This window comes from Microbacterium oryzae (genome assembly GCF_009735645.1).
Classification (GTDB): domain Bacteria; phylum Actinomycetota; class Actinomycetes; order Actinomycetales; family Microbacteriaceae; genus Microbacterium; species Microbacterium oryzae.
In genome coordinates this window covers 2039014-2065172 of record NZ_CP032550.1, presented here as the reverse complement: position 1 = coordinate 2065172, position 26159 = coordinate 2039014, and the positions used below count along the sequence as shown (strand labels likewise).

Here is a 26159-nt window from a genome sequence, read left to right as displayed (position 1 = left end):
CTCGCGGGGACGCGCCTTCTGTCGTCGGGGCCTCAGGCGCCGATCAGGGCGCGAATCGGCTCGATCGTGAAGTAGAGGACGAAGAGCGCCCCCACGAGCCACATCAGCCAGTGGATGTCGCGCGTCTTGCCGCGGGCCAGCTTCACGACGATGAACGCGATGAAGCCGGCGCCGATGCCGTCGGCGATGGAGTACGTGAACGGCATGATGACGATCGTGAGGAACGCCGGGAGTGCGACCTCGATGTTTTTCCAGTCGATGCCCGCGACCTGCGTGAGCATGAGGAACCCGACGAGCACGAGCGCGGGGGCCGCGGCCTCGTAGGGCACGAGCGCGACGAGCGGCGCGAAGAGCGTCGACAGCAGGAACGCGATGCCGGTCACGACCGAGGCGAGGCCGGTGCGCGCACCGTCGCCGACGCCCGCCGTGGACTCGACGAACGCGGTGTTGGAGGAGACGGAGCCGACGCCGCCCGCGACCGCGCCGAGGGAGTCGACGATGAGGATCTGCTTCGTGCGCGGGGGGTTGCCCTGCTTGTCGAGGAGGCCCGCCTCGCCGCCGATGGCGACCATCGTGCCCATGGTGTCGAAGAAGTCCGCGAGCAGCAGCGTGAAGACGAGCAGCACGAGCGTCACGACGCCGATGTTCTGCACCGAGCCGAGCAGGTCGAACTGCCCGATCAGCGAGAAGTCCGGCACCGCGATGACGCCCGTGAACCGCGGAGCGGAGTTGAAGCCGCCGGGGTTCTCGGAGCGATCGCCGATGTGCAGCGTGTTCTCGAGGATGATCGCGAGCGCGGTGGCGACGAGGATCGAGATGAGGATGGCGCCCTTCACGTGCCGCGCGTGCAGCACGATCGCGAGCACGAGGCCGACGACGAAGACGAGGATGGGCCAGGTGCCGAGGTTGCCCAGGGCGAGGATGGTCGCGCCGTCGCCGGTGACGAAGCCCGCGTTGGCGAGGCCGATGAGGGTGATGAAGAGGCCGATGCCCGCGCCGATCGCGGTCTTCAGTGGCGTCGGGACCGCGCGGAAGACGGCCTCGCGGAAGCCGGTCAGGACGAGCACGAGGATGAGCAGGCCCTCGATGACGATCACGCCCATGGCGTCCGCCCACGTCACTCCGGGGAGGCCGGCGATCGAGTAGGTGACGACGGCGTTCAGACCGAGGCCGGCCGCCATCGCGAGCGGGAAGTTCGCCACGACGCCCATGAGGATCGACATCACGCCGGCGATGAGCGCCGTCGCCGACGCGATCATGCCCAGATTCGGACCGTCCCCTCCGCCGAGGAACTGACCCGTGCCATCCGCCGATGTGCCGATGATCAGCGGGTTGAGGACGACGATGTACGACATCGCGAAGAAGGTGACCAGGCCGCCGCGGATCTCCGTGCCGACGGTCGAGCCGCGCTCGGAGATGCGGAAGTAGCGGTCGAGGGCGCCGCGCGGCGCGGTAGTGCTCGTCATGGGGTCATCGTTCCATCGGGGGTGAGGGGTGGAGCCGTGCCGGGTTCGGGCTCAGGATGGTCGTGCCGGGTGCGCGACCGATCCCGCCGTCTTCGACAGGCGTAGACTAAGGGAACCAAGATCCATGCGATCGTATGGACCTTCGCGCAACAGACCGAAGGGAACATTATGACATTCGACGGAAAGGTCGCCCTCGTCACGGGCGGCGGCTCGGGCATCGGCGAGGCCATCGCGAAGGAGCTCGCGAGCCTGGGTGCGAAGGTCGTCGTCAGCGACATCAACCTCGAGGGCGCGCAGCGCGTGGTCGGTGAGATCGCAGCGGCGGGCGGCGAGGCCAGCGCGTTCCAGGCCAACACCGCCGTGCCAGAGGACAGCGAGAAGGCGGTGGCGTTCGCGAAGGACACCTACGGCAAGCTCAACTACGCCGTGAACAACGCCGGCATCGGCGGCAAGCAGGCGCCGGCGGGCGAGGTCGACCTCGACGACTGGAAGCGCGTCATCGACATCAACCTCAACGGCGTGCTCTACGGCATGCGGTACCAGATCCCCGCGATGCTCGAGGCAGGGGCGGCGGACAGTGCGATCGTCAACATGGCCTCGATCCACGGCACCGTGGCCGCCCTCGGCAACGGCGCCTACACCGCATCGAAGCACGCGGTCGTCGGCCTCACGAAGAACGCCGCCGCCGAGTACGGGGCGCAGGGCCTTCGCATCAACGCGGTCGGCCCCGGCTACATCGAGACGCCGCTGGTGAACTCCGCGCTGTCGCCGGAGGTGCTCGACGCGCTCAAGGGCAAGCACTCCCTCGGCCGCCTGGGCCGTGCGGAGGAGGTCGCCGCGGTGGTGCGCTTCCTTCTCTCCGGCGACGCCTCGTTCGTCACCGGTGCGTACTGGCTCATCGACGGCGGCTACACCGCCGTCTGATCCGTCTGCCGAACGGGCCGTCCCCCTGGGGGCGGCCCGTTCGCCGTTCCCGGTGCGGATGTCGGCGGCGCGCGCCATAATCGGCCGCATCGACGAGAGGAGCCGCCATGGCCGCGCTGCCCGAACCCGTGGACGCACCGGAGGTGCTGCGGAGCCCCGCCTTCGCGCACGGGATGATCGCGCCGCCCGGGCGCCTGCTGTTCGTCGGCGGTCAGAACGGCGCCGACGCGGATGGCGCGCTGCTCGACGGTCTCGGACCGCAGACCGAGCAGGCGCTGCGGAATCTCCTCGCCGTCCTCGCCGCAGCGGGGGCGGGTCCGGAGCACGTCGTCAAGATGACCATCCATCTCGCGGCCGGCGTGGATCCCACCGCGGCGTATGCGGCCTCGCAGGCGGTCTGGGGCACGCGACGCACCGCGGTGACGGTGCTCTCGGTGACGCCCGCGCGGCCGGGCGCCCTCGTGGAGGTGGAGGCCGTCGCGGCGCTGCCCGGCTGAGCGGGCGCATGGCTCCGCGCGGGTCGCGCGCGGATGACCCGCGCGCGCGTCAGGTGCGGATGACCACGTTCACGTGCTCCTCGCCGCGCGCGAGGCGCTCGGCCTGCTCCGCGATGAGTCGCGCGATGCGCGGACGCATCGCGGCGCTGCGCCCGCCGACGTGGGGCGTGATGAAGACGCCGTCGAGCGACCACAGCGGGTGGCCCTCCGGCAGCGGCTCGGGGTCGAACACGTCGCTCGCGACGCGGATGCGTCCGCGCCGCACGTGCTCGACGAGCGCGTCGGTGTCGACGGTCGGGCCGCGGCCGACGTTCACGACGAGCGCGCCGTCGGGCAGCTGAGACAGGACCGCGTCGTCGATGAGGTGGTGGGTTTCGGCGCCGCCGGGCAGCACGTTGATGAGGATCTCGGCACCGGGAAGCAGCTCGTCGAGCTCCGACAGGGCGTGCACGTGGAGGCCGTCCTCGTCGCGAGCGCGGGAGGCGACCGGCGCCAGATCCACCTCGAAGGCCTCGAGGCGTCGGGCGATGGCCTTCGCGACGCCGCCGTAGCCGAGCATGACGATGCGGCGGTCGGCGAGGCCGGCGGGCATGCCGCCGTTGTCCCACACGCCGCGGTCCTGATTGCGCACGATCCGGTCCAGCTCGCGCTGCGCCACGAGCAGCAGCCCGATCGTCAGCTCGGCCGTCGCCGTCTCATGAACGCTGGAGGCGTTGGCGTACGTCGAGCCCGCGGGAAGCCGCTCCTCGACGCCCTCGTAGCCGATCGCCTGGCCCTGCACGAGGCCGCAGTCGATCTCGTGAAGACGCGCGAGCATCCGCCCCTGGCGCATGTACGGCGGCACGACGATGTCGAACCGGTCCCGCGGGGCCGGCTCCTGGCCATCCCACCGCACGACCTCGATGCCGAGCTCGGGGTCGAGCAGCGCCGAGACGTCGCCGGCGAGCTCTTCGGTGGGGACGGAGACCGTGATCGCGCTCATGCGTCGAGGCTACCGGTGCGCCGACCCAGGTGGATGGCGCTTACCCAGGAGCGTCGGCGCCGATCGCCTCCCGGGTGCGCGCTTACCTCCTGGCTTGGCGCCGCGCCTCAGGCGGCCTGGCCCACCAGGGCCGACACGGCGGACTGGAAGAAGCGCAGGCCGTCGATGCCCGACCGCATGGCGGCGGGCGTGGCCGGGCCGAAGCCGGGCTCCACCGCGTGCTCGGGGTGGGGCATGAGCCCCAGGACGTTGCCGTGCTCGTTCGTGATGCCCGCGATGTCGTTGAGCGACCCGTTCGGGTTCACGCCGAGATAGCGGAAGGCGACGAGGCCCTCGCCCTCGATGCGGCGCAGCGTCTCGTCGTCGGCGATGTAGCCGCCGTCGGCGTTCTTCAGCGGGATGACGATCTCCTCGCCGACCGTGAACGCGTTCGTCCACGCGGTCGACGCGTTCTCGACGCGCAGCTTCTGGTCGCGGCGGATGAACTGCTGGTGCGCGTTGCGGATGAGTCCGCCCGGCAGCAGGTGCGCCTCGACGAGCATCTGGAAGCCGTTGCAGATCCCGAGGACGGGCATGCCCTTCGCGCTCGCGGCGGCGACCTCGGCCATGATCGGGGCGTGCGCGGCGATGGCGCCGGCGCGCAGGTAGTCGCCGTACGAGAAGCCGCCCGGCAGGATCACCGCGTCGACGCCCTCGAGGTCGTGCGAGCCGTGCCACAGGGCGACGGGCTCCGCGCCGGCGACGCGGACCGCGCGCTGCGCGTCGCGGTCGTCGAGCGAGCCGGGGAAGGTGATGACCCCGATGCGGGCGGTCACTCCACCACTCCGATGTTCACGACGTCCTCGATCACGCCGTTCGAGAGGATCTCGTCGGCGATCGTCTTCGCCTCGGCGAGCACCTCGTCGGTGACCTCGCCCTCGACGGTCAGCTCGATGCGCTTCCCGATGCGGACGTTCTGGAACGCGCCGTGGCCGAGGCGCGCGAGGGAGCCGGTCACGGCCTTCCCCTGCGGATCCAGCAGCTCGGCCTTGGGCATGACGTCGACGACGATGGTGGGCATGAGATGAGCTCCGGATGTCGCGGGCGGGGGATCGTCTCCAGTCTAGTCCGCGCGTGGCTGAGCGAGAGCCCGCACTCGGGGTGCGCGATGCGTCCGCTCGCATTCGACTTGACGTCGTGAGAGCGCTCCCATAGAGTCCTGGTCAATGCCGTGGGAGCGCTCTCACGGCGGTCCCACCCACAAAGGAGTGACTGTGAACTCTCGTGCCATCCGCCGCGGCGCCGCCGCGGTCAGCGCTCTCGCCATCGGCGGCGTCGTCCTGGCCGGCTGCGCCGGTTCCGCGGAGGAATCCGCCTCGGACGACCCGAACGCGCCCATCGAGCTGTCGATCGCGACCTTCAACGACTTCGGCTACACCGACGAGCTCCTCCAGGAGTACATGGACGAGCACCCGAACGTGACGATCGTCCACAACAAGGCCGCGACGTCGAACGACGCCCGTGCGAACTTCTTCCAGAAGCTCGGCAACTCGGGCCTCGCCGACATCGAGGCCATCGAGGTCGACTGGCTCGCCGAGATGATGGAGTACTCGGATCTGCTGGAGCCGGTTCCGGACGACCTCAAGGGCCGCTGGCTGGACTGGAAGGAAGCCGCGGCGACCGACGCCGAGGGCAACCTCGTCGGGTACGGCACCGACATCGGCCCGCAGGCCGTCTGCTACCGCTCCGACCTGTTCGAAGCGGCCGGGCTGCCCACCGACCGCGAAGAGGTCGCCAAGCTCTTCACGACCTGGGATGACTTCTTCACGGTCGGCCAGGAGTACGTCGACAAGACGGGCAAGCCGTTCATCGACTCGGCGAACACGGTGCTGCAGGGCCTGATGAACCAGGTCGAGGTGAGCTACGAGGAGGCGGACGGCACCGTCGTCGCCACCGAGAACCCCGACGTCCGCGAGGTCTACGACACGGTCGTCGAGCGCGCGGTCCCGATCTCGGCCTACCCCGCTCAGTGGGGCGACGACTGGTACGCCTCCCTCGCGAACGGGGAGTTCCCGGCCATGCTCTGCCCCGGCTGGATGCACGGCATCATCTCCGGCGAGGGCCCGGACGTCGAGGGATGGGACATCGCCGACGTCTTCCCCGGCGGCGGCGGCAACTGGGGCGGCTCGTACCTGACGATCCCCGCGAACGGCGCGCACGTCGAGGCCGCGCAGGAGCTCGCCGACTGGCTGAGCTCGCCGGAGACGCAGGTGAAGGCCTTCGGCAACGCGGGCACCTTCCCGAGCCAGACCGAGGCCTACGAGAGCGACGACCTCACCGGCTTCACGAACGAGTTCTTCAACGACGCGCCCACGGGTCAGATCGGCGTCGACCGCGCCGAGGCCGTGACGGTGTCGCCGGTGAAGGGCGCGAAGTACTTCCAGTTCCACGACGCGCTGCAGAGCGCCGTGACCCGGGTCTTCGACGGCATCGAGGACCAGGAGACGAGCTGGCAGACCTGGGTCGACGAGGTCTCCGGATTCTGACCCGGTGACGTGCGGCGGGCGGTGCAGCCGCTTCGGCCATCCGCCCGCCGCACTCCTCCCACCCCGCCGCGCAGGCCGTACGCCCGCCCCGCACCGACCATCCGAACACCCCGAGGGGACGCCGTGACCATCACCGCCACCCGCCCGGCGAGCGCGCAGACGCCCCCGCCGGACCGGCCCATCCGAGTGCTCTCGTTCTCGCAGCGGCTCAGCCGCTGGGACATGAAGCTCTCCCCGTACCTCTACATCTCGCCGTTCTTCGTGCTGTTCGCGATCGTCGGCCTCTTCCCGATCGCGTACACGGGTGTCATCTCGTTCATGGACTGGGACCAGGTCCGCCGGTCCGGCGAGTTCGTGGGCTTCGACCAGTACGCCTGGATCCTCACGCAGCCGAAGTTCTGGACGGCGCTCGGCAACACCTTCAGCATCTTCCTGCTCTCGAGCGTGCCGCAGCTCATCCTCGCGCTGTTCATCGCCGCCATGCTCGACCGCCACATCCGCGCGAAGACCTTCTGGCGGATGAGCGCCCTGCTGCCGTACGTCGTGGCCCCCGTCGCCGTCGGGCTCATCTTCAACGCGCTCTTCGCGGACAAGTCCGGCGCCGTCAACGGCTTCTTCGAGTGGATCGGCATCGGCGCCATCCCCTGGCACGTGGAGCCGTTCTGGAGCCACATCGCCATCGCGACGATGGTGAACTACCGCTGGACCGGCTACAACGCGCTGATCCTCCTCGCGGCGATGCAGGCCATCCCGCGCGACTACTACGAGGCCGCGACCGTCGACGGCGCGGGCGCCTTCCGCCAGTTCATGAGCATCACGCTGCCGTCGCTGAAGCCCACGCTCATCTTCGTCGTCATCACCTCGACCATCGGCGGGCTGCAGATCTTCGACGAGCCGCGGATGTTCGACCAGTTCGGGCGCGGCGGCTCCGCTCAGCAGTGGCTGACGATCACGCTCTACCTCTACGACATCGGCTGGGGCGAGTGGAACTTCGGCCGCGCCGCCGCGATGGCCTGGATCCTGTTCATCATCATCCTCGCGATCGGCCTCATCAACCTGCTCGTCACGCGCTCGCTCGTGCGCGACGAGGGCCGACGCGGCGCTCAGCTGTCGCGCCGGGAACGACGAGCACTCAAGCGAGCGGAGGCCCGCCGATGACCGCCACCTCGACCCTCGTCATGAAGGACGCCCCGGCCGCCAAGCGCCGCACCGTGCGCATCCGCGGCTCGCGTCCCGGCTTCTGGGTGTACGCAGGCCTCGCCGTCGTGCTCATCGCGAGCGTCTTCCCGCTGTACTTCTCGTTCCTCATCGGATCGGGCGACTCCTCGACCCTCCGCGACCCGGACAAGTCGTGGATCCCGGGCGGCAATTTCATCGCCAACGCCCTGAGCGTGGTGAACGACCCGGCCGTGAACTTCTGGCGCGCGCTGTGGAACTCGGTGTGGAGCTCGACCCTCATCGCCGTGAGCGTCGTCGTCTTCTCCACGCTCGCGGGCTGGGCCTTCGCGAAGCTGCGCTTCCCCGGCGGCAAGGCCCTCCTGGCCTTCGTCGTCGCGACGATGGCGGTGCCGCAGCAGCTCGGCGTCGTGCCGATGTACATCCTCTTCAGCGAGATCGGCTGGACGGGCAAGATCGGCGCGATCATCATCCCCGCCCTCACCAGCGCGTTCGGCGTGTTCTGGATGACGCAGTACCTGCAGCAGGCGGTGCCCGACGAGCTCATCGAGGCGGCGCGGATGGACGGGGCGTCGATGATCCGCACGTTCTGGACGGTGGGCGTGACCGCAGCGCGACCTGCGGCGGCCATGCTCTTCCTCTTCACGTTCGTCACCGCCTGGAACAACTTCTTCTGGCCGTTCATCGTCCTGGACCGCCAGAACCCGACCCTGCCGGTGGCGCTGTCGCTGCTGCAGTCGAATCACTTCGTGGACTACTCGATCGTGCTCGCGGGCGTCGTGCTCGCGACGCTGCCCCTGCTCCTCCTCTTCGCCGTCGCCGGAAAGCAGCTCGTCAGTGGCATCATGGCCGGTGCGGTGAAGGGATGATGCACATGACCCGTTCATTTCCAGAGGACTTCCTCTTCGGCGCCGCCACGGCGGCCTATCAGATCGAGGGCGCGGCGTTCGAGGATGGCCGCACCGCGTCCATCTGGGACGCGTTCGCCCGGGTGCCCGGCGCGGTGATCAGCGGCGACACCGGCGACGTGGCCTGCGACCACTACCACCGGTACCGCGAGGACGTCGCGCTCATGAAGCGCCTGGGGCTGCAGAGCTACCGGTTCTCGACGTCGTGGTCGCGCGTGCGCCCCGACGGCGGCGCCGTCAATGCGAAGGGCGTGGACTTCTACTCGCGCCTGGTCGACGAGCTGCTCGAGGCCGGCATCCTCCCGTGGCTGACGCTGTACCACTGGGACATGCCGCAGGCCCTCGAGGAGAAGGGCGGCTGGACCTCGCGCGACACCGTGGAGCGGTTCGTCGAGTACGCCGCGACGATGCACGAGGCGCTCGGCGACCGCGTCACGCACTGGACGACGTTCAACGAGCCGTGGTGCTCGTCGTTCCTGTCGTACACGGCCGGCGCGCACGCGCCGGGCCGGCAGAGCGTGCGCGACGGGCTCCTGGCCTCGCACCACCTCCTCCTCGCACACGGCCGCGCCGTGCAGGAGCTGCGCGGCCGCGGGGCCGAGCACGTGGGGATCACGCTGAACCTCACCAACGCCGAGCCCGTCGACCCCTCCGACGCGGCCGATCTCGATGCCGCGCGCCGGATCGACGGCCAGTTCAACCGCTGGTTCCTCGACCCGGTCTTCCACGCGACGTACCCCGGTGACATCGTCGAGGACATCCGCCTGGTCGACGAGGCCGCGGTCGAGGACCTGCGGTGCGCCGTGCGCGACGGTGACCTCGCGACGATCTCGACGCCGATCGACTTCCTCGGCGTGAACTACTACCACGGCGAGTACGTGTCGGGACGGCCGTCACCGATCCCCGTTCCGGGTGGCGATGCGCCGACCGATCGCCACATCGCGTCGCCGTTCCCCTCCCACGAGGGGATCCACTGGCACGAGCGCGGCTACGAGCGCACGAACATGGGCTGGGAGATCGACCCGGCGGGCCTCACCCGGCTGCTCGAGCGGGTGTCGGCGGAGTACGCGCACGACGTGCCGCTGTACGTGACCGAGAACGGCGCGGCCGGCGACGACCACCTCGCGGATGGCCGCATCGACGATGCGCAGCGGGTCGCCTTCGTGCACGACCACGTGGCCGCCGTGCGCGACGCCCTCGACCACGGCGTGGACGTGCGCGGCTACTTCTACTGGTCGCTGCTGGACAACTACGAGTGGGCGTGGGGCTACGCGCGCCGGTTCGGCATCGTCCACGTCGACTACGCCACCCAGGAGCGCACGGTGAAGGAGTCCGGCCTCGAGTACGCGCGGATCATCGCCGCCCGCGCCGTGGACGGCGAAGCGGCGGACGCCGCACCGGGGGACGTCGAGCCGGAGGGGCTGCTCGCGTCGAGCTGACGCGGCGGCGGAGCGCAGCGGGCGCACCCGGGGGAACGACCGAGAGCGGGCGGAGAGACCGGGTGCGCCCGACACCTTCTCGCGAGAAGATGTCCTGACGAGAGAAGGAGCCTGCGGATGAGCGTCGATGCCGGCGTGGGACGCGTTCCCGCGACGCTGGAGCAGGTCGCCGCGCGCGCGGGAGTCTCGCGCTCCACCGTCTCGCGCGTGGTGAACGGCGGCGACCGGGTGAGTCCGGAGGCGCTGGAGTCGGTCAAGCGGGCGATCGCCGAGCTCAACTACGTGCCGAACCGGGCCGCGCGGTCGCTCGCCAGCAGGCAGACCCAGGCGATCGCGCTGGTCGTGCCGGAGGACACCACGCGGTTCTTCGGAGACCCGTTCTTCGCGGCGATCGTATCCGGCATCAACCAGCGGCTCTCCCGGTCGGAGCACATGCTCAACCTCATCGTCGCGTCGGACGACCCGGGCGACAAGGCGACCACGTTCCTCGCCGGCGGCAATGTCGACGGCGCCCTCGTCGTCTCGCATCACACGAGCGACACGTACATCGACCGCATCTCCGCGTCGGTGCCGGTCGTCTTCGGCGGCCGCCCCGCCCGCGAGCGGCCGGACGACTACTTCGTCGACGTCGACAACGTCGCGGGCGGCCGCGTCGCGACCGAGTACCTCCTCAGTCGCGGTCGCCGGCGCATCGGGATGATCACCGGTCCGCTCGACATGCCGGCCGGCATCGACCGCCTCACCGGATTCCGCGACGCGCTGGCCGAGGTGGGCATCGAGCCTGGTCCCGTCCGCGACGGGGACTTCACGGCGAGCGGCGGCGCCGACGCCATGCGCGCGATCCTCGACCGCGAGGCGGCCGGGGAGCCCCTGCCCGACGCGCTGTTCGTCGCGAGCGACCTGATGGCCCGGGGCGTTCTCGACGTGCTCGCGCGGGCCGGCAAGCGCGTCCCGCGCGACATCGCGATCATCGGGTTCGACGACTCGCCGGTCGCGACCAGCGTCACTCCCGCACTCACGACCATCCGCCAGCCATCGCTCGAGCAGGGGGAGGCGATGGCCGATGTCCTCCTCGCCCGGCTGGCCGGACTCGACCCGCCGCGGGTGACCATCCTGCCCGCCGAGCTCGTGGTACGGCAGAGCGCGTAGCCGCCCATGGTGATCGAGGTGCGCCCCGCGACGGAGTTCGAGGACGTCAGGACGCTCGTGGGGCCGAAGCGGCCGGACGCGAGCGTCTGCTGGTGTCTCAGCCATCGGCTGCCGTCGAAGCAGAACAACGCCCTGCACGGCGAGGAGCGCGGGGCCCTCGTGGCGGAGATGTGCCGGTCGGACCTGCCGCCGGGCGTGCTCGCCTACGACGGCGACGAGCCGGTCGGATGGGCCGGGGTCGCGCCGCGCGCGGACACGCAGTTCGCGCGCAGTCGGCGGATCCCGCACCTGGACGGGCCTGAGCCCTGGTGCATCTGGTGCCTGCGGGTGCGCCCGGGGTACCGCGGGCGAGGGATCCTGCGCCCGCTGCTCGCGGGAGCCGTCGAGTTCGCCCGCGAGCGCGGAGCGGCCGCGGTGGAGGGGTACCCCGTCGACAACGGCGAGCAGAGGGTCGATCTCACGATGGCGTTCGTGGGGTTCCGGTCGCTGTTCGAGGAGGTCGGGTTCGCGAAGGTCGCCGACACCGACGCCGTGGCGGGCGGGATCCCGCGGGTGGTCATGCGCCGCGAGCTCGGCGCCTGACCTCCTGTCGCGGCCGCGGCGTCAGAAGGGGCCGAGCGCGTCTTCGACCGACGCGTCGAGCGCGAGCGCGTCGAGCACCGCGAGCAGCTGTCGCTCCTCGTAGCCGAAGTGCGACTCCATGATCGCCGCGACGCCCTCGAGGTGGCGGAGCAGCTCAGACGGCGACCGGCCGTGGTCGACCGCCTCCTGCAGGCCGCCGAGCAGGTGGCCGATCATTGCGTGGTCCTGCTCCAGCTTGCGGATGGTCTCGCCCAGCTCGGGGTGCGCGCTCGCGATCGCGGGGAAGAGCGTCCGGTCCTCCGCGCGATGGTGGGCGGTGAGGGCGGCGCAGAACCCGTGGCAGAACAGGAGCAGCTCTCGAGCGGCGCCCTCGGCCATCCGCTCGTCGGCCTCGACCGCCTCGCGCGTGACACGCAGCGCGTCACGCAGGCGCTCATGCACGGCGCGCAGCTCGCCGGCCCACGCGACGAACCGCGCCTCCTCGCCCTCGCTCGCCATCGCGTGCTCAGTCCAGCGGATCGCCGCCGAGCTGCCCGACGGCGGGGATGGGTCCGCCGTCGTCGGCGCCGGTGCGCCGCGCGCGGGCGATGAGGTTGCCGAGGTGGTAGATCACGAGCGCCGCCACCGTGCCGAGCACGATGCCGCCGAACGCGAAGTCGTCGAGGTCGAGGCTGAAGCCCGCGATGCCCATGACGAGCGAGACCGCGGCCGTGTACTGGTTCACCGGGCGCGAGAAGTCGACGCGGTTGTCGACCCAGATCTTGATGCCGATGATGCCGATGAGACCGTAGAGGGCGGTGGTGGCGCCGCCGAGCACGCCGGCGGGGATCGAGTTGAACACCTCGCCGACCTTGGGGGAGAACGCCAGCAGCACGGCGAAGCCGCCCGCGATCCAGTACACCGCGGTCGAGTAGACGCGGGTGGCGGCCATCACGCCGATGTTCTCGCCGTACGTCGTCGTGCCCGAGCCGCCGAAGCCCCCGGCGAGTGCGGTCGCCGCGCCGTCGGCGATGAGCGCACGGCCGGTGTGACGGTTGACCGAGGCATCGGTCATGGTGGCGACGCCCCGCACGTGCCCGACGTTCTCGGCGACGAGCACGAGCACGACCGGGAGGAACATCGCGATGGTCGTCCACGTGCCGGGGGAGACGAAGTCCGGCAGGTGGAACTGCGGGAGCCCGACCCAGGGGGCGTCGGCGATGAGCTCTGCCGGCGTCTTCCCGCCGCGGAGGGGGTTCGGCACGCCGAACGAGCCGCGGAACGCTGCGAAGACGAAGCCGACGACCACGCCGAGGAAGATCGAGATTCGGCCGAGGAAGCCGCGGAAGAGCACGGCGAAGAGGACGACCGCCGCCAGCGTGACGGTCGCGGTCACGCCATCCGCCTGGAAGTTCGTCCACGCCGTGGGGGCGAGGTTGAAGCCGATGAGCGCCACGATCGCGCCGGCCACCACAGGCGGCATGAGCGCGTCGACCCAGGCGAGCCCCGCGACCTGCACGACGACTCCGACGAGGGCGAGCAGCACGCCCACGGCCACGACACCCGCGAGCGCGGAGCCGAGGCCGCCCGCCGCGACGGCCGCCGTGATGGGCGCGATGAACGCGAACGACGAGCCGAGGTAGCTGGGCAGCTGGTTGCGCGTGACGAGGAGGAACAGGATCGTGCCGAGCCCGCTGAAGAGCAGCGTCGTCGAGACGGGGAACCCGGTCAGCGACGGGACGAGGAACGTCGCGCCGAACATCGCCACCACGTGCTGGACGCCCATCGCGACCGTCGCGGGCCACGAGAGCCGCTCGGTCGGGGCGACGACGGCGCCGGGGGCGACGGTGCGGCCGTCGCCGTGCACGGTCCACAGGGGCATGGGGTCTCCTTCGAGAGGGCCGCGCAGGATGGTCGATTCGGGCGGCCGTGTGCGCGTCTGAGAGCGGATGGCCGGATGCGGCCCCCGGAGAACGGTAGCGCGTCGACGGTCCGTCAGGCCGTCATGCGCTCCAGCAGCTCGCGATAGCGCGCCACGGTCTTCTCGACGATCTCACTCGGCAGTGCGGGCGGCTCGCCCTGCTTGTCCCAGTGGGCGGCGAGCCAGTCGCGCACGATCTGCTTGTCGAAGCTCGCCATGCGCTCGGCGGGCGTGGTGCCGGCGTGCCAGGCGGCGGCATCCCAGTAGCGCGACGAGTCGCTCGTGAGCACCTCGTCGGCGAGGCGGAGGACGCCGGCCTCGTCCACGCCGAACTCGAACTTGGTGTCGGCGAGGATCAGCCCCTTCGCCTCCGCCGCCTCGGCGGCCCGACGGTAGATCTCCAGCGAGCGGTCGCGCAGCTGCGCGGCGTGGTCGTCGCCGACGAGCTCGACCGTCTTCTCGTACGAGATGTTCTCGTCGTGCTCGCCCAGCGGCGCCTTGTATGCCGGCGTGTAGATCGGCTCGGGGAGGCGGTCGCCGTTCTGCAGGCCCGCGGGGAGCGGGATCCCGCACACAGTCCCCTCCGCCTGGTACTCCGCCCAACCCGATCCGGTGATGTAGCCGCGCACGACGCATTCCACGGGAAGCATGTTCAGCGAGCGGACCACCATCGCTCGTCCGGCGACAGCCTCGGGCACCGGCTCGGACGCGAGGTGATTGGGCACGGGCTCCGCGCCGTCGCCTCCCGCGAGCTGGTCGAACCACCACAGGCTGAGGGTGGTGAGGAGCTCGCCCTTGCCGGGGATCCCGGGGGAGAGGACGACGTCGAATGCGCTCACGCGGTCGCTCGCCACGACGAGCATGCGCTCGGGCTGCGCGCCCTCCGCGGTGTCGGCCGGTGCGTACAGGTCGCGGACCTTCCCGGAGTAGACGTGCTTCCAGCCGGGGATCTCGAGGGCGTCGCTCACGCCACCATCATCGCAGCTGACGACCCCGCCATCCGTCGCCGCGAGCGCCCTGTGCGGCCCGGAGATGGCAGTTCGCCGCCGATCCGCGTCTGAGCAGGGTGGAATCGGCTCGCGCGGCATACCGTGGGGGTATGGCATCAAGTGATACGTCCGACGCGCCCATCGAGGCCGAGGGAGAGACCACTCCCACCTTCGCCGACCTCGGACTCGGCGATGCCGTCCTGAAGGCGCTCAAGGACGTCGGGTATGAGACCCCGTCCGCCATCCAGGCCCAGACCATCCCGCTGCTGCTCGGCGGCCGGGATGTGCTCGGCGTCGCGCAGACGGGCACCGGCAAGACGGCGGCCTTCGCGCTGCCGATCCTCGACCAGCTCGACACGACGCAGAAGACCCCGCAGGCCCTCGTGCTCGCGCCGACCCGCGAGCTCGCCCTCCAGGTGTGCGAGGCGTTCGAGAAGTACGCCGCCCGCATGCGCGGCGTGCACGTGCTGCCGGTCTACGGCGGCCAGGGCTACGGCACGCAGCTCTCCGCGCTGCGTCGCGGCGTGAACATCGTCGTGGGCACCCCGGGCCGGATCATGGACCACCTCGACAAGGGGACGCTCGACCTCTCCGAGCTGCGCTTCCTCGTGCTCGACGAGGCCGACGAGATGCTGAAGATGGGCTTCGCGGAGGACGTCGAGACGATCCTCGCCGACACCCCGTCGGACAAGCAGACCGCGCTCTTCTCGGCGACCATGCCCGCGCAGATCCGTCGGATCTCGCAGCAGCACCTGAACGATCCCGAAGAGATCACGGTCAAGAGCAAGACGACCACGTCGGCGAACATCAGCCAGCGCTACCTGATGGTGTCGTACCCGCAGAAGGTCGACGCCCTCACCCGCATCCTCGAGGTCGAGAACTTCGACGGGATGATCGTCTTCGTCCGCACGAAGAGCGAGACCGAGACCCTCGCCGAGAAGCTGCGCGCACGCGGGTACACGGCGGCCGCCATCAGCGGCGACATCGCCCAGGCCCAGCGCGAGCGCACCGTCGAGCAGCTGAAGTCGGGCAAGCTCGACATCCTCGTGGCGACGGACGTCGCCGCGCGCGGCCTCGACGTCGACCGCATCACGCACGTCGTCAACTACGACATCCCGATCGACCCGGAGTCGTACGTGCACCGCATCGGGCGCACCGGCCGCGCCGGGCGCACGGGCGACGCCATCAGCTTCGTCACGCCGCGTGAGCGCCGCCTGCTCGGCGCCATCGAGCGCGCGACGCGTCAGCCGCTCACGGAGATGCGGATCCCGACCGTCGAGGACGTCAACTCCACGCGTCTGACGCGCTTCGACGACGCGATCACCGAGGCGCTCGGCGATCAGGAGCGCCTGGCGGCGTTCCGCGACATCATCGCGCACTACGTCGAGCACCACGACGTGGTCGAGGCCGACGTCGCGGCCGCGCTCGCCATCGTGTCACAGGGCGAGACGCCCCTCCTGCTGCCGCCGGACCCGCCCCGCCGCGAGCGTCCGCAGCGCGACGACCGCGAGCGCCGTTCGGACGACGACCGCGGCGAGCGCCGCCCCCGCAGCGGCGCGCAGCTCTCGCCGTACCGCATCGAGGTCGGCCGCCGGCAGCGCGTCGAGCCGCGCCAGATCGTGGGCGCGCTCGCGAACGAGGGCGGGCTGAACCGCGACGACTTCGGTCGCATCGACATCCGCCCGGACTTCTCGATCGTGGAGCTCCCGGCCGACCTGCCGCGCGAGACGCTCGACCGCCTCGCCGCCACACGCATCGGCGGCCAGGCCATCGAGCTGAAGCCGGACCCCCGTCCCTTCCGCAGCACCGGCGGCCCGCGCGGCGGCGGGCGCTTCCGCGACGACCGCCCGGCACGCGGCGGCTTCCGGGGTGACGACCGCGGCGGTGACCGAGGCGGCGACCGCGGCGGCGACCGCGGTGACCGAGGCGGCTACGGATCGCGCGACGGCGACGACCGGGGACCCCGCAAGCCGCGCCACTGATCCGAGCCGTTGCCGCGATGTGCGGCAACCGGCGCGAGCGCTGCCTCATTCCGGGGCGAGGGTCCACGACCCTTTCCCCGGAATGCGTCCATCGTCATCCGGATGGACGCGTTCTGCGTCGATGTCGCGCCCGCGTGCTTCCATGGTGTCGTGGACGACGATGACGACCTCCGGCGCGAGAGCGCGGTCGTCGGCGCGGGATGGCTCTGCTTCGTCATCGGGACGGCTCTCGGCACGCTCGTGCTGTGGGGCGTGGCGCGACCGCTCGCCGGTCAGGGGTCCGTCGGGATCCCCGCCGCCCTCGTCGTGGGCGCCGTGGCCGCGGCGTCCTTCGCGGTCGCCTCGGTGCGTCATCGCCGCGGTGACACCGCGGGGATGCCCGTCTGGCAGGCGATCGTCGTCCGGGTCTCGGACGCTGCGGTCGCGCTGGCCGTCGCCGGGGTGAGCGCGCTCGCGGTGCTGTGCGCGGGCGAGGTTCTCGCCGTCGGGCTGGACGGTCTGGAGGTCCCGCCGCTGGGCGGCGGGCTGCTGACCGGCGTCGCCGCTGCCGCCGCGGGCGGCTTCGCCTACGGACTCGGGATGCGGCTGCGCACGCGCGAGCTCGTCACCCTGCTGTTCGCGTTCCTGGTCGCCGGAACCCTCTTCTCGATGCTCACCGCGGCCGATCCCCGATGGTGGGAGCGGAACTTCTCACAGCTCGGCGCCGGTGGCGCGACGGCCTGGGCCTTCAACGGCACGCTCGCGGTGGGCGGGCTCCTCCTCGCGACCGTCGGCTCGTACGTCGGCCGCGACCTCCATCGCATCCTCGGCGACGACGCCCTCGGCCGGATCGGCCGCGTCGTCGTGCTCTTCGCCCTGGCAGGCGCCGCCCTCGCCGCCATCGGCCTGCTGCCGCTCCATCGCGCTCCCGTCGCGCACAACGTCGCGGCGTTCCTGCTGCTGGCGCTCCTCCCCGTGCTCGCGGTGGACGCCACCGCGGTCGTCCCCGGCCCACCGCGGGTGCTGACGCTCACCACCGTCGGCGTCGGGATCGCGCTCGTCGTCGCGGTGCTGCTGTGGCGTCCGCTCGCGATGTACTCGGCCGCGGCCCTCGAGGCGGTCGCCGTCGGGCTCGTCTTCGTGTGGCTCACGACCCTCATGCGCACGCTCGCGGCCCTCGCGCCCGACCGGCCGCGGCCATCCGCTCGCCCGCGGCTGCGCGCGCGGTGAGGATGTCGGTGGCCGCTCCTATCCTCCGGGCATGGATACGAAGAACATCGGCGAAGAAGCCGAAGCCCTGGTTCGGAGGATCGACGACGATCTGACGACTCCCCACGACGGCGAATGCCTCGTGTGCTTCCTGTCTCGGATGGTCGCGGAGTTCGGCTGCGACGGGACGCACCGCTTCGCGCGGCGGTTCCGCGACCTTCGGGTGCCGCGCGCGACCGGGCTCGAGATGCGCCTGGCGCGGAAGGGCGGCTACTGCGACTGCGAGGTGCTGTTCAACGCCTACGAGCCCGCGCGGCACCTGTGGACGCCCGAGCATACGATCCTCGACGAGGACGGGGAGGAGGTGCTCGTGGAGGCCGAGGAACCGCAGCTGATCCCCGCATGCGCGGGCATCCCGCGCGGCTCCGCGCAGCCCTGTCGCAACTGGGAGGCGCAGCGGCGATGACCGCGAGCGCCGGGACCGGGCGGGGACCCCCGCGCCCTACTCGGCGACGTGCGCGGCGATGTCCGAGCGGTGGTGAGCGCCCTCGAGGGAGATCTCCGCGATGCCGCGGTAGGCGCGCTCGCGTGCGGTGCGGAAGTCCGATCCGCGCCCGACGACATTGAGCACTCGTCCACCCGTGGCGAGGAGCGCCCCGTCGGATGCCTTCGTCGCCGCATGGGCGATGTGGACGCCCTCGATGGCCTCGGCCGCGTCGAGCCCGGTGATGGGACGCCCGGTGAGGGGAGCCTCCGGGTAGCCCTCGCTCGCCACGACTACGGTGACGGCCACGTCGTCGGAGAACTGCGGGGCGGGCTCGTCCTCGAGCGTTCCGGTCGCCGCGGCGAGCAGCAGACGCGACAGCGGCGTGACGAGGCGCGGGAGGACGACCTGCGTCTCCGGGTCGCCGAAGCGCGCGTTGAACTCGATGACCCGCACGCCGGCGTCCGTGAGGATGAGACCCGCGTACAGGAGGCCGATGAAGGGAGTCCCCTCCTCGTCGAGGCGGCGGATGACGGGCAGTGCCACCTCGTCGGTCACCTGCTGCACGAACGCGGCCTCGTCGCCGAACCTCTCGGCCAGCCACGGCAGCGGCGAGTACGCGCCCATGCCGCCGGTGTTCGGGCCCTCGTCGCCGTCGAGCGCGCGCTTGAAGTCCTGCGCGGGGCTGAGAGCGCGCACGGTGTCGCCGTCGCTGAGGAAGAAGAGCGAGACCTCGGGTCCGGAGAGGAACTCCTCCACCAGCACGGGCCCGGTCGGGAGGTACTGCGCGGCGTGGTCCAGGGCGGCCTGCCGGTCGGAGGTGACGATGACGCCCTTGCCTGCGGCGAGGCCGTCGGCCTTCACCACGTGCGGCGCGCCGTAGGCGTCGAGCGCGCCGGCGACCTCCTCGAGGGTGCGGGCGTGCACGGCGCGGCCGGTCGGCACGTCGGCGTCCTCCATGATCCGCTTGGCGAAGGCCTTCGAGCCCTCCAATGCGGCGGCGGCGCGGCCCGGTCCGAACACGGGGATGCCGTGCTCGCGCAGCACATCCGCGACTCCGGCGACGAGCGGCGCCTCGGGGCCGACGACGACGAGGTTCACGCCGTTCTCGTTCGCGAACGAGGTCACGGCGGCGCCGTCGAGCATGTCGACGTCGACGATCTGCGCGTCGCGCGCGATGCCGGCGTTGCCCGGAGCGGCCAGCAGCTCGTGGCCCGCGTCCTCCGACTTCAGGGCGAGGATGATGGCGTGCTCGCGTGCGCCGGAGCCGAGAACGAGGATCTTCACGCGTCAGAGCCTACCGAGGGGCCTCCGGGCGGGGAAACGACCTGCGGCGTGACTCGTAGGCTGGGTGGATGGTGCGGAGGATCGAGACGGGGGACGGCCGGGCAGCCATCGCGGCGGTGGCGGACGCTGTCGACCGCGAGGCGAGACCCGCCCGGACGGACCTGGCCACGGCCGTCCGATACCTGCTGCAGCTGCTCGAGGAGCGCGCTCCCGGCGGCAGCGTCGAGGTGCGTGTGCCGCCGTTCGGCGCCGTGCAGGTGATCGAGGGGCCGCGGCACACACGGGGAACCCCGCCCAATGTCGTCGAGCTCGACCCGCTCACATGGATCGCCGTCGCCACCGGCCAGCGGATGTGGACGGACGAGGCCGCGGCGGGGCGCATCTCCGTCTCGGGGACCCGAGCAGACATCGCCGCGCTGCTGCCCGTCCTCTACTGAGACGGCGCGGCGGAGCCCTCTCGATGGGAGACGGTTCCCAGGATGGCGGTGGACAATAGCAGCATGTCCGAGATCCCCGCAGCGCGCCGTGACGCCGATGTGGCGAACGTGCGCCGCGCCCCGAAGTACAGCGTCTTCGCGGGGCTCGGAGCGGCCGTCGGCATCCTGGCTGCGCTCATCCTCTCGACCGTCTTCGACGGCACCGGCGACGCCAGTCCCTTCACGAAGGTGATGTACTCGCCGTCCCAGGCGTTCGGCTTCATCATGCTGTGGTGCGTGCCCGCCGGCGTCCTCCTCGGGATGCTCGTCGCGCTCGTCCTCGACTGGACGATCGGGCGCCGCACGCGCGAGGTGCACGTCGCGCACGAGCAGGTCGACGAAGCCTGAATCTCGGTACAGGGAGCGGCCGCTATCCTTGTCCGGTGGTCTTCGATCCCACCGCAGCTGCGGCTGAATCCCCGTCATCTACTTACGCCCAGGCCGGCGTCGACACGGCTGCCGGCGACCTCGCCGTCGAGCTCATGAAGTCGTCGGTGCGCGCGACGCACGGCCCCGAGGTCCTCGGCGGCGTCGGCGGCTTCGCCGGGCTCTTCGACGCGAGCGCACTGCGCGACTTCCGCCGTCCGCTGCTCGCGACGAGCACCGACGGCGTCGGCACCAAGGTCGCGATCGCGCAGGCGATCGACAAGCACGACACCATCGGGCAGGACCTCGTCGGCATGGTCGTCGACGACATCGTCGTGGTCGGCGCCCGACCGCTGTTCATGACCGACTACATCGCGTGCGGCAAGGTCGTGCCGCAGCGCATCGCCGACATCGTGCGCGGCATCGCCGACGCCTGCGCCGCGACGGGCACCGCGCTCGTCGGCGGTGAGACGGCCGAGCACCCCGGGCTCCTCGGCGTCGACGACTACGACGTGGCGGGCGCCGCGACGGGCATCGTCGAGGCCGACCGCGTGCTGGGCGCCGAGCGCGTGCAGGACGGCGACGTCGTCCTCGCGCTCGCCTCCAGCGGCCTGCATTCCAACGGGTACTCGCTCGTGCGCCACATCCTCAACGGCGCGGGCATCGGCTACGGCGACCGCTCGGATGACCTGGGCGCCACCTGGGGCGAGGCGCTCCTCGAGCCGACGCGTCTGTACACCTCGCCGCTGCTGCGTCTCATCGACGCCCTCGGCGACGACGTGCATTCCCTCAGCCACGTGACGGGCGGCGGCATCGCGGCCAACCTGGCGCGCGTGCTTCCGCGGAACGTGTGGTCGGAGGTCGATCGCTCGACGTGGTCGCCCTCTCCCGTCTTCCGCGTGCTGAACGACATCGCGGGCACGCGGCTCGAGTCGAGTGAGGGCACCTGGAACCTCGGCGTCGGCTTCCTCGCGGTCATCGCCCCGCAGCGCCTCGACGCGGCGGTCTCCGCGCTCGCGGCCGACGGCATCCACGCCTGGCAGGTCGGCTCCGTGCACACGGGAGCTCGGCCGGAGGGCGAATTCGAACAGGGCGCCAAGGGCGTCGACGGCGGCGCCGTGCGACTGGTCGGCGCGTACGCGGACGGAGCGAAGTAACCCCCTATGTGCGGCATCGTCGGAGTGGTCGGGCGCGGCCCGGTCAACCAGGACATCTACGACGCGCTTCTCCTGCTGCAGCACCGCGGCCAGGACGCCACGGGCATCGCCACCGCCGAGCCGAACGGCGTCATGCACGTGAGCAAGGCGCGCGGGATGGTCCGCGAGGGATTCCGCACCCGCGACATGCGCGCGCTGCTCGGCAACGTCGGCCTCGGCCACGTGCGCTACGCGACGAAGGGCACCGCCTCCAGCGAGGAGGAGGCTCAGCCGTTCTACGTGAACGCGCCGTACGGCCTCATCCTCATCCACAACGGCAACCTGACGAACACGCGCGAGCTGACCGCCGACATGGCGCAGCGCGATCGGCGCCACCTGAACTCCTCCAGCGACACGGAGCTGCTGCTCAACGTCCTCGCGAACGAGCTGCAGGCGACGACATCGCCGGTCGACCTCGAGCCCGAGCGCATCTTCGAGGCGGTCTCGCGCACGCACCGCCGCATCGAGGGCGCCTACTCGGTGATCTCCGTGATCGCGGGCTACGGACTCCTCGCGTTCCGCGATCCGTTCGGCATCCGCCCCCTCATCCTCGGCCGTCGCACGGCGGAGGACGGCGGCGACGAGTGGGTCGTCGCCAGCGAGTCGCTCGTCCTCGAGAACGCCGACTACGAGGTCGTCCGGGATGTCGAGCCCGGTGAGGCCATCTTCATCACCACCGAGGGCGAGCTGTTCTCCAAGCAGTGCGCGGACGCTCCGCAGCTGAAGCCGTGCTCGTTCGAGTACGTGTATCTCGCCCGCCCCGACTCGATCATGAACGGCATCTCCGTCTACGAGGCGCGGCTGCGGATGGGCGCGAAGCTCGCCGCGACGATCGCCCGGCACGTGCCGATGGACGAGATCGACGTCGTCATGCCCATCCCGGACTCGTCGCGCCCCGCCGCGATGGAGGTCGCGCGCGTGCTCGGCATCGAGTACCGCGAGGGCTTCTACAAGAACCACTACATCGGCCGGACGTTCATCATGCCCGGGCAGGCCGTGCGCCGGAAGAGCGTGCGCCAGAAGCTCAACGCCATGTCGAGCGAGTTCCGCGGCAAGAACGTGCTCCTCATCGACGACTCCATCGTCCGCGGCACCACGAGCAAGCAGATCATCCAGATGGCGCGCGATGCCGGTGCCCGTTCGGTGACCTTCGCCTCGGCCGCTCCGCCCGTGCGCTACCCGCACGTCTACGGGATCAACATGCCCTCGAGCAAGGAGCTCGTCGCGCACGATCGGACGATCCCCGAGATCGCCGAGGTGCTCGGCTGCGACCACCTCGTGTTCCAGGAGGTCGAGGACCTCAAGGCCGCGATCCTCGAGGGCAGCACCGAGGGGCAGGTGCTCGACGACCTCGACATGAGCTGCTTCGACGGCCGCTACGTCACGGGCACCGTCAGCGAGGAGTACCTCGCGTGGGTGGAGCAGACGCAGGGCTCCTGATCGCCTGAGTCAGCGCTCGAGCGTCGCGGCGCGGACGATCTGGATGACGCCGAACACCAGCAGCGACGCCCCGATGAACAGCCAGAGCCACAGCGCGGTGAACAGCGGCGAGAGCAGCACGACGACGCCCGCGAGGATGCTCACGATCGCGAACGCGATCGTCCAGCCGCGCGAGCGCCGCACCGGGGTGAAGGGGTCCTTCGGGCCGCCCAGGGCGAGCAGTGACAGGAGCCCGTCGAGGATCCACGCGATGCCGAGGAACGTCGACACGACCACGGCCAGCAGCACGGTCGTCGACGGCAGGTTCGCGAACGCGACGATCGAGGCGACCACGAACAGGACGCCCAGCAGCGCCAGACCCGCGCGGAGCCATCCGTTCAGCCCTCGGGAGACCGTCGCCAGCGCGATGTCGATCACGCCGGCGACCATCGCGTAGATCGCGATGAGCACGGTGATCACCAGGGCGGACTTCAGGGGCCAGACGAGGATGACGAGTCCCGCGACGAGCGAGACGACGCCGGTGACGATGGCGATCGTGCGCAGCGTGCGGGCGATGCCGATGGGGCGGTGCGTGGTGTCCGTCACGGTTCCTCCTGAGTCCGGCGCGTGCCCCCGACGCTAGCGGAGCGCCGCGGTCGGGCGTAAGACCCCGCGAGCCCGTTCGCCGGTGCGGGCGACACGCGGGCGGGGCCCGAACCGTGTCGCCCGCACTGGCGAGTCGAGAGAGTCCGGCGAACCGGAACGGGGGATGGCGTCACAAGCGCGCCTCCGCGTAGACCCGCAGTGCGTCGCGCACGAACGTCGCACCCTCGACGCCGCCGTAGTTCGCCGCGAAGCGCTCGTCGGCGACGTACATCTCGCCGAGCCCCACGACGTAGCCGCGCAGGTCGCCTTCGGGGTCAGCGGCGGGCGTGCCCGGGATGCTCCGCAGCCACGCCACGTGACGCGCGGCCAGCTCCTGCGCGGCGTCGGACGCCGGATCGACGCCGGCGCTCGCCGCGGCCATCCAGTCGGCGCCGAGCTGCGCGGACCGCTGCTGCCACGCCGTCCGCTCCTCGGCGCTCATCCCACGCCACCAGGCGTCGCCCGCGGCGTATGCGTCGCGACCCCAGCGCCGCTCGACCTCCTCGCGGTGCTGCGTGTGGTCGAATCCGTCGAACATGTCCTCTGCCATGATCTCTCCGCCCTCCTTCAGGGTTCCGATGGTGGCCGCCACCGAGCGGATCTGCCGCTCCAGCCGACCTCTTTCCTTCTCCAGCCACGCCAGATGCGTCTCGAGCGCGGCGACCGGGCTGGTCTCCCGCGCCAGCACCCCGGCGATCTGCGGCAGTCCGAGCCCGAGCTCGCGCAGCAGCAGGATGCGCTGCAGGCGCACGAGCGCCTCCTCGTCGTACCGCCGATAGCCGTTGTGCCCGATGCGGGATGGCCGCAGCAGGCCGATCGCGTCGTAGTGACGCAGGGCGCGACTCGTCGTGCCCGTCAGTCGGGCGACCTCCTGGATCGTCCACTCCATCGCCGACTCCTCTCTGCTGACCGGATGCGGACGACGCTACGGGTTGACGCAGCGTCAAGGTCAAGTCATCTTCACGGCGGACCCTCTTGCGCCTCGAGATATATCGTGTTCTACTGCTCGAAACGAGATATATCTCGATCCGGATGGCGCTGGTCGCCGAAGAGGAGCAGATCATGGCAGACGAGAAATGGGTCATCCATCCCGGTGAGACCCGCACGATCGACGTCGACGGCGTCCGTCGCCTGAAGGTGGGGCTGATCGGCGGGCAGGTCGACATCATCGGCCACGACGAGCCGCACGCGCGCATCGAGGTGCACGGCGTGACCATCAAGGACCTCCGCGTCGAGCTCGACGGCGACGAGCTGGAGATCGACCACCCGCAGCTGCGCTGGGACAACTTCCTCGAGGTCTTCCGCAATTTCGGCGCGGGCGGACCGCGTGCGGAGATCAGCGTGGCGGTGCCACGCGCGGTCGCGCTCACCCTCGGTGTCGTGAGCGCGGGAGCGCTGGTCGCCGGGCTCGAGCGCCCCGCGCGCATCAACACCGTCTCCGGCGACGTCCTCGTCGACGGCCTGCGCGGCGACCTCGGCGTCAACGCCGTCTCCGGCGACGTGCAGGCGCGCGAGATGACCGGCGCCTTCTCGGCCAACACGGTGTCGGGAGACGTGGCGGTGTCCGGCGCGCTCACGCGCGTCGACGTGGACTCCGTGTCGGGCTCGACCTTCGTCGATGCCCACGGCCCTGTCGAGCGCGTCTCCGCGAAGGGCGTGAGCGGCACCGTGACGCTGCGCCTCGATGCGGGCTACCCCGCGAACTACGTCGCGCGATCGGCCAGCGGACGCATCCGCGTCGACGGCGTCGCCTACACCTCGTCCGGCCCGGCGACCTACACCGCCTCGGTGGGCGAGCTCTCCAGCCGGTTCGTCGACGTGCGCGTGAACACCGTCGCCGGTGACATCACCGTCGTGCGGCGCGAGAGCGGCGACGTCGCGCCCGGCGCCGACACGCAGGCCGATGCGGCGGATGGTCAGACGCAGTGGCCGGGACAGGCGACGGCCGAGGGGGAGGGGCTCTGATGCCTCCCGTCTTCTCGCACGGCGACCTGCGGCTCTATCTCCTGAGCCTGCTCGATGAGACTCCGCGCCACGGGTACGACATCATGCAGGCGTTCGCGGAGCGCACCGGCGGCACCTACACCCCGAGCGCGGGCACGGTCTACCCGCGCCTCGCGAAGCTGGAGGAGGAGGGCCTCGTGACGAAGACCGCGGATGGCCGCAAGACCGTCTACGCGATCACCGACGCCGGGCGCGCCGAGGTGCGCGCGCGTGCGGAGGAACTCGGCGGCATCCAGGCGGGGCTCGCCGACTCGGTGCGGATCATCGCCGACGGGGTCCGCAGCAGTGTGAGCGAGGCGATGAAGAGCCTCCGCGCGGATCTCGCGGCCGCCGCGAATGCGACGACCGAGACCGCGCGCCCGCATCGCGCCGACGACCCCCGCGTGCGCGCACGCGAGCAGCTGCAGCGCGCCGAGGTGGTCGTGGGCGAGTTCCGCGGGCGCGTGCGCGCCGACCTGCGCACGCACGTCGCCCGCGGCGGCGAGCTCGCGCCATCCGTCGTCGACGATCTCGCGCGAGCTCTGGAGGACGCGGCGGCGGCCGTCGAGCGGGCGCTCGGCGGCCGCTGAGGCCGC

At 71.2% G+C, this 26159-nt stretch carries 27 protein-coding genes; 17 read left to right on the top strand and 10 right to left on the bottom strand.

The annotated features are described in order from the left end of the window. Positions 1-32: 32 nt before the first annotated feature. Positions 33-1466 carry an NCS2 family permease gene (locus D7D94_RS09645; protein WP_156242400.1) on the bottom strand — a complete coding sequence of 478 codons (1434 nt, stop codon included), beginning with the start codon at positions 1464-1466 and terminating at the stop codon, positions 33-35. A 168-nt stretch (positions 1467-1634) separates the two neighbouring features. Here D7D94_RS09645 and D7D94_RS09640 point away from each other — a divergent pair, with 168 nt between their 5' ends. Both D7D94_RS09640 and D7D94_RS09635 read left to right on the top strand, forming a co-directional pair. Further along, a complete protein-coding gene (locus D7D94_RS09640) occupies positions 1635-2390 on the top strand; it encodes an SDR family NAD(P)-dependent oxidoreductase (RefSeq protein ID WP_173024281.1) in 756 nt (251 codons plus the stop codon). 107 nt (positions 2391-2497) lie between these two features. Then, positions 2498-2887 carry a RidA family protein gene (locus D7D94_RS09635; RefSeq protein WP_156242398.1) on the top strand — a complete coding sequence of 130 codons (390 nt, stop codon included), beginning with the start codon at positions 2498-2500 and terminating at the stop codon, positions 2885-2887. 49 nt (positions 2888-2936) lie between these two features. Here D7D94_RS09635 and D7D94_RS09630 read toward each other — a convergent pair whose 3' ends face one another. The 3 genes from D7D94_RS09630 to purS all read right to left on the bottom strand — a co-directional run bounded on the left by D7D94_RS09630 (position 2937) and on the right by purS (position 4929). After that, entirely contained in the window at positions 2937-3869 is a 933-nt protein-coding gene (locus D7D94_RS09630) for a 2-hydroxyacid dehydrogenase (RefSeq protein WP_156242397.1), read from the bottom strand. Between the two features lie 107 nt (positions 3870-3976). After that, the gene (gene purQ, locus D7D94_RS09625; protein ID WP_156242396.1) at positions 3977-4684 is read right to left on the bottom strand and encodes a phosphoribosylformylglycinamidine synthase subunit PurQ; all 708 of its coding nucleotides are present in this window, start codon (positions 4682-4684) and stop codon (positions 3977-3979) included. Next, positions 4681-4929 (bottom strand): phosphoribosylformylglycinamidine synthase subunit PurS, encoded by a 249-nt coding sequence (gene purS / locus D7D94_RS09620; RefSeq protein WP_156242395.1) that lies wholly within the window; start codon positions 4927-4929, stop codon positions 4681-4683. The genes purQ and purS overlap by 4 nt, the downstream gene beginning before the upstream one ends. Positions 4930-5122: 193 nt before the next feature. Here purS and D7D94_RS09615 point away from each other — a divergent pair, with 193 nt between their 5' ends. The 6 genes from D7D94_RS09615 to D7D94_RS09590 all read left to right on the top strand — a co-directional run bounded on the left by D7D94_RS09615 (position 5123) and on the right by D7D94_RS09590 (position 11648). Next, positions 5123-6394 (top strand): ABC transporter substrate-binding protein, encoded by a 1272-nt coding sequence (locus D7D94_RS09615; protein WP_246171759.1) that lies wholly within the window; start codon positions 5123-5125, stop codon positions 6392-6394. 123 nt (positions 6395-6517) lie between these two features. Continuing rightward, positions 6518-7552, top strand: a complete 1035-nt coding sequence (locus D7D94_RS09610; RefSeq protein ID WP_246171758.1) for a carbohydrate ABC transporter permease — start codon at positions 6518-6520, stop codon at positions 7550-7552. After that, a complete protein-coding gene (locus D7D94_RS09605) occupies positions 7549-8439 on the top strand; it encodes a carbohydrate ABC transporter permease (protein ID WP_156242393.1) in 891 nt (296 codons plus the stop codon). Before D7D94_RS09610 ends, D7D94_RS09605 begins: the two co-directional genes overlap by 4 nt. A 5-nt stretch (positions 8440-8444) precedes the next feature. Beyond that, on the top strand, positions 8445-9917 hold the full coding sequence (locus D7D94_RS09600; RefSeq protein ID WP_246171757.1) for a GH1 family beta-glucosidase: 1473 nt from the start codon (positions 8445-8447) through the stop codon (positions 9915-9917). Positions 9918-10034: 117 nt separating this feature from the next. Continuing rightward, complete coding sequence (locus tag D7D94_RS09595; protein WP_156242391.1) at positions 10035-11066, top strand: LacI family DNA-binding transcriptional regulator; 1032 nt, start codon at positions 10035-10037, stop codon at positions 11064-11066. Positions 11067-11072: 6 nt separating this feature from the next. Next, positions 11073-11648 (top strand): GNAT family N-acetyltransferase, encoded by a 576-nt coding sequence (locus D7D94_RS09590; protein WP_156242390.1) that lies wholly within the window; start codon positions 11073-11075, stop codon positions 11646-11648. 21 nt (positions 11649-11669) lie between these two features. Here D7D94_RS09590 and D7D94_RS09585 read toward each other — a convergent pair whose 3' ends face one another. The 3 genes from D7D94_RS09585 to D7D94_RS09575 all read right to left on the bottom strand — a co-directional run bounded on the left by D7D94_RS09585 (position 11670) and on the right by D7D94_RS09575 (position 14516). After that, a complete protein-coding gene (locus tag D7D94_RS09585; protein WP_156242389.1) occupies positions 11670-12146 on the bottom strand; it encodes a hemerythrin domain-containing protein in 477 nt (158 codons plus the stop codon). A 7-nt stretch (positions 12147-12153) separates the two neighbouring features. Next, on the bottom strand, positions 12154-13509 hold the full coding sequence (locus D7D94_RS09580; RefSeq protein ID WP_156242388.1) for a uracil-xanthine permease family protein: 1356 nt from the start codon (positions 13507-13509) through the stop codon (positions 12154-12156). Positions 13510-13622: 113 nt separating this feature from the next. Then, positions 13623-14516 carry a phosphoribosylaminoimidazolesuccinocarboxamide synthase gene (locus tag D7D94_RS09575; RefSeq protein ID WP_246171756.1) on the bottom strand — a complete coding sequence of 298 codons (894 nt, stop codon included), beginning with the start codon at positions 14514-14516 and terminating at the stop codon, positions 13623-13625. Positions 14517-14647: 131 nt separating this feature from the next. On the opposite strand from D7D94_RS09575, the gene D7D94_RS09570 reads away from it, so the two are divergent. The 3 genes from D7D94_RS09570 to D7D94_RS09560 all read left to right on the top strand — a co-directional run bounded on the left by D7D94_RS09570 (position 14648) and on the right by D7D94_RS09560 (position 18173). Continuing rightward, the gene (locus D7D94_RS09570) at positions 14648-16519 is read left to right on the top strand and encodes a DEAD/DEAH box helicase (protein ID WP_156242387.1); all 1872 of its coding nucleotides are present in this window, start codon (positions 14648-14650) and stop codon (positions 16517-16519) included. Between the two features lie 150 nt (positions 16520-16669). Beyond that, the gene (locus D7D94_RS09565) at positions 16670-17728 is read left to right on the top strand and encodes a DUF998 domain-containing protein (RefSeq protein ID WP_246171755.1); all 1059 of its coding nucleotides are present in this window, start codon (positions 16670-16672) and stop codon (positions 17726-17728) included. A gap of 31 nt (positions 17729-17759) precedes the next feature. Continuing rightward, positions 17760-18173: a DUF2695 domain-containing protein gene (locus D7D94_RS09560; protein WP_156242385.1), complete on the top strand. Its 414-nt coding sequence runs from the start codon at positions 17760-17762 to the stop codon at positions 18171-18173. Between the two features lie 36 nt (positions 18174-18209). On the opposite strand, the gene purD is transcribed toward D7D94_RS09560, so the two are convergent. After that, positions 18210-19478, bottom strand: a complete 1269-nt coding sequence (gene purD / locus D7D94_RS09555) for a phosphoribosylamine--glycine ligase (RefSeq protein ID WP_156242384.1) — start codon at positions 19476-19478, stop codon at positions 18210-18212. A gap of 68 nt (positions 19479-19546) precedes the next feature. Here purD and D7D94_RS09550 point away from each other — a divergent pair, with 68 nt between their 5' ends. From D7D94_RS09550 to purF, 4 genes are all read left to right on the top strand, one after another. Further along, entirely contained in the window at positions 19547-19915 is a 369-nt protein-coding gene (locus tag D7D94_RS09550; RefSeq protein ID WP_156242383.1) for a sterol carrier family protein, read from the top strand. Between the two features lie 63 nt (positions 19916-19978). Further along, the gene (locus tag D7D94_RS09545; RefSeq protein WP_156242382.1) at positions 19979-20302 is read left to right on the top strand and encodes a potassium transporter Trk; all 324 of its coding nucleotides are present in this window, start codon (positions 19979-19981) and stop codon (positions 20300-20302) included. 35 nt (positions 20303-20337) lie between these two features. Then, positions 20338-21477 carry a phosphoribosylformylglycinamidine cyclo-ligase gene (gene purM / locus D7D94_RS09540; protein ID WP_156242381.1) on the top strand — a complete coding sequence of 380 codons (1140 nt, stop codon included), beginning with the start codon at positions 20338-20340 and terminating at the stop codon, positions 21475-21477. A 6-nt stretch (positions 21478-21483) separates the two neighbouring features. Next, on the top strand, positions 21484-22956 hold the full coding sequence (gene purF, locus D7D94_RS09535) for an amidophosphoribosyltransferase (RefSeq protein ID WP_156242380.1): 1473 nt from the start codon (positions 21484-21486) through the stop codon (positions 22954-22956). A 9-nt stretch (positions 22957-22965) separates the two neighbouring features. On the opposite strand, the gene D7D94_RS09530 is transcribed toward purF, so the two are convergent. Both D7D94_RS09530 and D7D94_RS09525 read right to left on the bottom strand, forming a co-directional pair. Continuing rightward, complete coding sequence (locus tag D7D94_RS09530) at positions 22966-23541, bottom strand: HdeD family acid-resistance protein (RefSeq protein ID WP_156242379.1); 576 nt, start codon at positions 23539-23541, stop codon at positions 22966-22968. A 169-nt stretch (positions 23542-23710) separates the two neighbouring features. Further along, on the bottom strand, positions 23711-24469 hold the full coding sequence (locus D7D94_RS09525) for a MerR family transcriptional regulator (RefSeq protein WP_156242378.1): 759 nt from the start codon (positions 24467-24469) through the stop codon (positions 23711-23713). A 173-nt stretch (positions 24470-24642) separates the two neighbouring features. On the opposite strand from D7D94_RS09525, the gene D7D94_RS09520 reads away from it, so the two are divergent. Beyond that, entirely contained in the window at positions 24643-25545 is a 903-nt protein-coding gene (locus tag D7D94_RS09520; RefSeq protein WP_156242377.1) for a DUF4097 family beta strand repeat-containing protein, read from the top strand. Further along, on the top strand, positions 25545-26153 hold the full coding sequence (locus D7D94_RS09515) for a PadR family transcriptional regulator (RefSeq protein ID WP_156242376.1): 609 nt from the start codon (positions 25545-25547) through the stop codon (positions 26151-26153). Before D7D94_RS09520 ends, D7D94_RS09515 begins: the two co-directional genes overlap by 1 nt. Positions 26154-26159: the final 6 nt, after the last annotated feature.

Excerpts from the sequence above, each read along its gene's own strand:
- D7D94_RS09520 (WP_156242377.1), top strand. The coding sequence starts at position 24,643 with ATGGCAGACGAGAAATGGGTCATCCATCCCGGTGAGACCCGCACGATC.
- D7D94_RS09545 (WP_156242382.1), top strand. The coding sequence starts at position 19,979 with ATGTCCGAGATCCCCGCAGCGCGCCGTGACGCCGATGTGGCGAACGTG.
- D7D94_RS09630 (WP_156242397.1), bottom strand. The coding sequence starts at position 3,869 with ATGAGCGCGATCACGGTCTCCGTCCCCACCGAAGAGCTCGCCGGCGAC.
- D7D94_RS09645 (WP_156242400.1), bottom strand. The coding sequence starts at position 1,466 with ATGACGAGCACTACCGCGCCGCGCGGCGCCCTCGACCGCTACTTCCGC.
- D7D94_RS09585 (WP_156242389.1), bottom strand. The coding sequence starts at position 12,146 with ATGGCGAGCGAGGGCGAGGAGGCGCGGTTCGTCGCGTGGGCCGGCGAG.
- D7D94_RS09635 (WP_156242398.1), top strand. The coding sequence starts at position 2,498 with ATGGCCGCGCTGCCCGAACCCGTGGACGCACCGGAGGTGCTGCGGAGC.
- D7D94_RS09525 (WP_156242378.1), bottom strand. The coding sequence starts at position 24,469 with ATGGAGTGGACGATCCAGGAGGTCGCCCGACTGACGGGCACGACGAGT.
- D7D94_RS09595 (WP_156242391.1), top strand. The coding sequence starts at position 10,035 with ATGAGCGTCGATGCCGGCGTGGGACGCGTTCCCGCGACGCTGGAGCAG.
- D7D94_RS09605 (WP_156242393.1), top strand. The coding sequence starts at position 7,549 with ATGACCGCCACCTCGACCCTCGTCATGAAGGACGCCCCGGCCGCCAAG.
- D7D94_RS09570 (WP_156242387.1), top strand. The coding sequence starts at position 14,648 with ATGGCATCAAGTGATACGTCCGACGCGCCCATCGAGGCCGAGGGAGAG.
- D7D94_RS09560 (WP_156242385.1), top strand. The coding sequence starts at position 17,760 with ATGGATACGAAGAACATCGGCGAAGAAGCCGAAGCCCTGGTTCGGAGG.
- D7D94_RS09550 (WP_156242383.1), top strand. The coding sequence starts at position 19,547 with ATGGTGCGGAGGATCGAGACGGGGGACGGCCGGGCAGCCATCGCGGCG.
- D7D94_RS09580 (WP_156242388.1), bottom strand. The coding sequence starts at position 13,509 with ATGCCCCTGTGGACCGTGCACGGCGACGGCCGCACCGTCGCCCCCGGC.
- D7D94_RS09515 (WP_156242376.1), top strand. The coding sequence starts at position 25,545 with ATGCCTCCCGTCTTCTCGCACGGCGACCTGCGGCTCTATCTCCTGAGC.
- D7D94_RS09590 (WP_156242390.1), top strand. The coding sequence starts at position 11,073 with ATGGTGATCGAGGTGCGCCCCGCGACGGAGTTCGAGGACGTCAGGACG.
- D7D94_RS09640 (WP_173024281.1), top strand. The coding sequence starts at position 1,635 with ATGACATTCGACGGAAAGGTCGCCCTCGTCACGGGCGGCGGCTCGGGC.
- purF (WP_156242380.1), top strand. The coding sequence starts at position 21,484 with ATGTGCGGCATCGTCGGAGTGGTCGGGCGCGGCCCGGTCAACCAGGAC.
- D7D94_RS09600 (WP_246171757.1), top strand. The coding sequence starts at position 8,445 with ATGACCCGTTCATTTCCAGAGGACTTCCTCTTCGGCGCCGCCACGGCG.
- purS (WP_156242395.1), bottom strand. The coding sequence starts at position 4,929 with ATGCCCACCATCGTCGTCGACGTCATGCCCAAGGCCGAGCTGCTGGAT.